1 protein-coding gene is annotated in these 3,238 nt (G+C 48.9%); it reads right to left on the reverse strand.

All coding sequences use genetic code 11. The features are described 5' to 3' along the window. Nucleotides 1-822: 822 nt before the first annotated feature. On the reverse strand, nucleotides 823-3,238 hold a 2,416-nt coding region (locus tag H8S84_RS19945), incomplete at its 5' end, for a PA14 domain-containing protein (RefSeq protein ID WP_187069176.1).

Consider the following 3,238-nt stretch of genomic DNA (forward strand, 5'->3'; position numbering starts at 1 on the left):
GTACACACGTTACTAAAGTGAGCAGGAGGGCAAGAAAGGCCCGGCTAGCTCTCTTATTTGCATAAGAGGTTAGTGCATTCATCTTTTTTGGCTAAAAGTTGAAAATTTGACTTTACTAATAATGTAGCTTTAGCTGGGGAGTCTGGTTATGTTGGCGCATTCCCAAGACTGTGCTAAATTTTGTCTACAATTCTTTTACTCTTGTGTGTGGCTAAATGATTTATATATAAGTTGTTGCAAATGTAACTGAGAAATTTTTACAAATGCTAATTTGTAAGGTGGAAATTAGTAAAAAAAATTATAAATGCTGGTGTTGCTAGTAGGTTTTGTAACTGCAAAAAGCCCGTTTAAATGGTAATTGAGTGTGTTTTTGTGCCTATAAAATAATTTAAAAAAATTTCAGATATTTAAAATGGTATATTTTTAATATCTAGAATTATTATATTCGTTTTTTATTGCTTTACTCTCCTTTATTTAGCTGAGTGGGCTATCTAAATTTAATAAATCTTTACCTTAAACACCTTTTAAATATATCTGATATCGATTGATTTGTTCTTGTTTGTAGTTTTTAAAGGTATGTACAGTTCAACTTATTTAAAACTAGCTTATAACTTAGTTGTGTTAATTAGATCAGCTTTACAGTCTATGATGCGTGTTAAAAGTACATTATAAGATCTGCAGTATAGTAGGTGTCATACCCCAGCTGTTGCTCCAGAAGTGACTTATCTTTTTAGAGGGCTTACTGTTTTAAAATGAATGATATATAACAAAAAAAGCGCCTGTAAAGTACAGGCGCTTTTTTTGTTATATGAATGTACTGTGTTACTCTTTAATCACTTTGATAGCGTCTGTTTTGCCTTGCGCATCAGTGTAAGTCAGGAAGTATAAGCCGCTATTGATCTTGGCATTGGATAAATTGATTTCCAACTTATTGTTTACAAGTTCAAGGTTGCCTTTCTCTTCATACACAACTTTACCAGCTTGATTTACTAGCACTACGCGCTGCAGTGTCACTTCTTTGTCACCAAAATCCAAAGTAATCATATCTCTAAAAGGATTTGGGTAGGCTGTAGTGCCCTCAAAAGTAAGTTCTACATCATCACCAGCTACAGAAGAAGATAAGGTAGAGATGGTACCAAGTGTGGCAGAGATTGGCGCTAAATGCTTGCCTGCGATTGGAGCTTCTTTAGCACCACTTGGCAACTGCCAGCTCACCGATAGGTTGTCGCCACCTGCAACCTCAGCATGTAATACTTCAACATAATATGCCTTGCCAGCCTCTAAAGTTACTCTCACGGACTGCTGTGTTGTATATTTAGTATACTCACGTGGGTTAGTCCAGCCATTTACGTAAGCCAGTTTAACCTTGCCGGCAGGGTCAGTAGAGGTGCTTAACCAAAGTTCAGCATTATTGTCGCCAGCAATCCAGAAAGTATACTGGCCACTTTCAGGGGCTATAATGTAACCACGAACACGCTGTCCATAATTATCACCGATGTTGCTAGGTGTCTCCAGTACTGTCAGTTCAGTAACACTTGTTGGAGTATTTGTTAGCGGAAGCTGGCTGATGCTTTCAGTGTTTACATTAGCCCAGAATTCACGTGTGATCTTACCTGTTGCAATAGTTGTGGTTGTTGTTGTCGGCGCAGGCTGCGTCGTTGTGGTCGAAGTCGCTGTGCTTCCCAGCTGCGACAGTCTGCTGCCCGCGATCGGGGCCTCGGTGGCGCCGCTCGGCAGCTGCCAGGCCACGGCCAGGTTGTCGCCGCCGTTCTCCTCCTTCATCAGGGCCTCGATGTAGTAGCGCTTGCCTGCCTGCAGGCTCACCTTCACCGACTGCTGCGTGGTATACTTGCCCCACTCGCGCGGGTTTGTCCAGCCGCTCACTGAGGCCAGCTTCACCTTGCCGGCAGGGTCCTCAGAGGTGCTCAGCCACAGCTCGGCGCTGTTGTCGCCGGCCACCCAGAAGGTGTACTGGCCGCTCTCCGGTGCGGTTACGTAGCCGCGGATGCGCTGGCCGTAGTTGTCGGCGACGTTGGTCGGCGCCTCCAGGCTCGTCAGGTCCGTCACGCTTGTCGGCGCCGAAGTCAGCGGTATGTTGGCGATGCCTGAGCCGGAAACGTTGGCCCAGTACTCTCTCGAAATCTTGCCAGTGCCCGTTGTAGTTGTGGTTGTTGTTGTCGGCGCAGGCTGCGTCGTTGTGGTCGAAGTCGCTGTGCTTCCCAGCTGCGACAGTCTGCTGCCCGCGATCGGGGCCTCGGTGGCGCCGCTCGGCAGCTGCCAGGCCACGGCCAGGTTGTCGCCGCCGTTCTCCTCCTTCATCAGGGCCTCGATGTAGTAGCGCTTGCCTGCCTGCAGGCTCACCTTCACCGACTGCTGCGTGGTATACTTGCCCCACTCGCGCGGGTTTGTCCAGCCGCTCACTGAGGCCAGCTTCACCTTGCCGGCAGGGTCCTCAGAGGTGCTCAGCCACAGCTCGGCGCTGTTGTCGCCGGCCACCCAGAAGGTGTACTGGCCGCTCTCCGGCGCGGTTACGTAGCCGCGGATGCGCTGGCCGTAGTTGTCGGCGACGTTGGTCGGCGCCTCCAGGCTCGTCAGGTCCGTCACGCTTGTCGGCGCCGAGGTCAGCGGTATGTTGGCGATGCCTGAGCCGGAAACGTTGGCCCAGTACTCTCTCGAAATCTTGCCAGTGCCCGTTGTAGTTGTGGTGGTTACAGTAGAAGTTGTTGCAGTGGCAACAGAAATAGATACTGCAGCAGATACCTTTGTAGCTCCTTTGTCATCTGTAGCCTTGGCAGTAAGGCTGTAAGAACCTGCCGCTACACTTGCCCAGTTAAAAGAGTACGGAGATGCTGTGCTTTCGCCTATTTTTGTAGATCCAGCGAAAAATTCCACTCTGGCTACTGTGCCGTCTGCATCACTCGCGCTTGCAGTAAGGGTGATAGTGTTACCTGCTGTGAATGCCGCTCCCGATGCTGGGGAAGTGAGGGTAACATTAGGGGCCTGATTTGTTGTTGTAGTTGATCCGGATGTACCATTAGGACCTATCACAATGCCGTTCTGCTGCAATTTCTGCGTCCAAAGAGTGTATTCTGAGGCTTCTGTGGATACGGGAACAGCCCCAGCAGGGAGAAACGTGTTGTTCGAGAAGGATGCGGCCTCGGCCACGGACACGTCGTTGCGGTTGTTGGCGTAGCCCCATGCCGTGATGCCGACGGTGTTGTTGTCGACCGAGTTGTTG

Source organism: Pontibacter cellulosilyticus (assembly GCF_014306105.1).
In the GTDB taxonomy this organism is placed as follows: Bacteria; Bacteroidota; Bacteroidia; order Cytophagales; family Hymenobacteraceae; genus Pontibacter; species Pontibacter cellulosilyticus.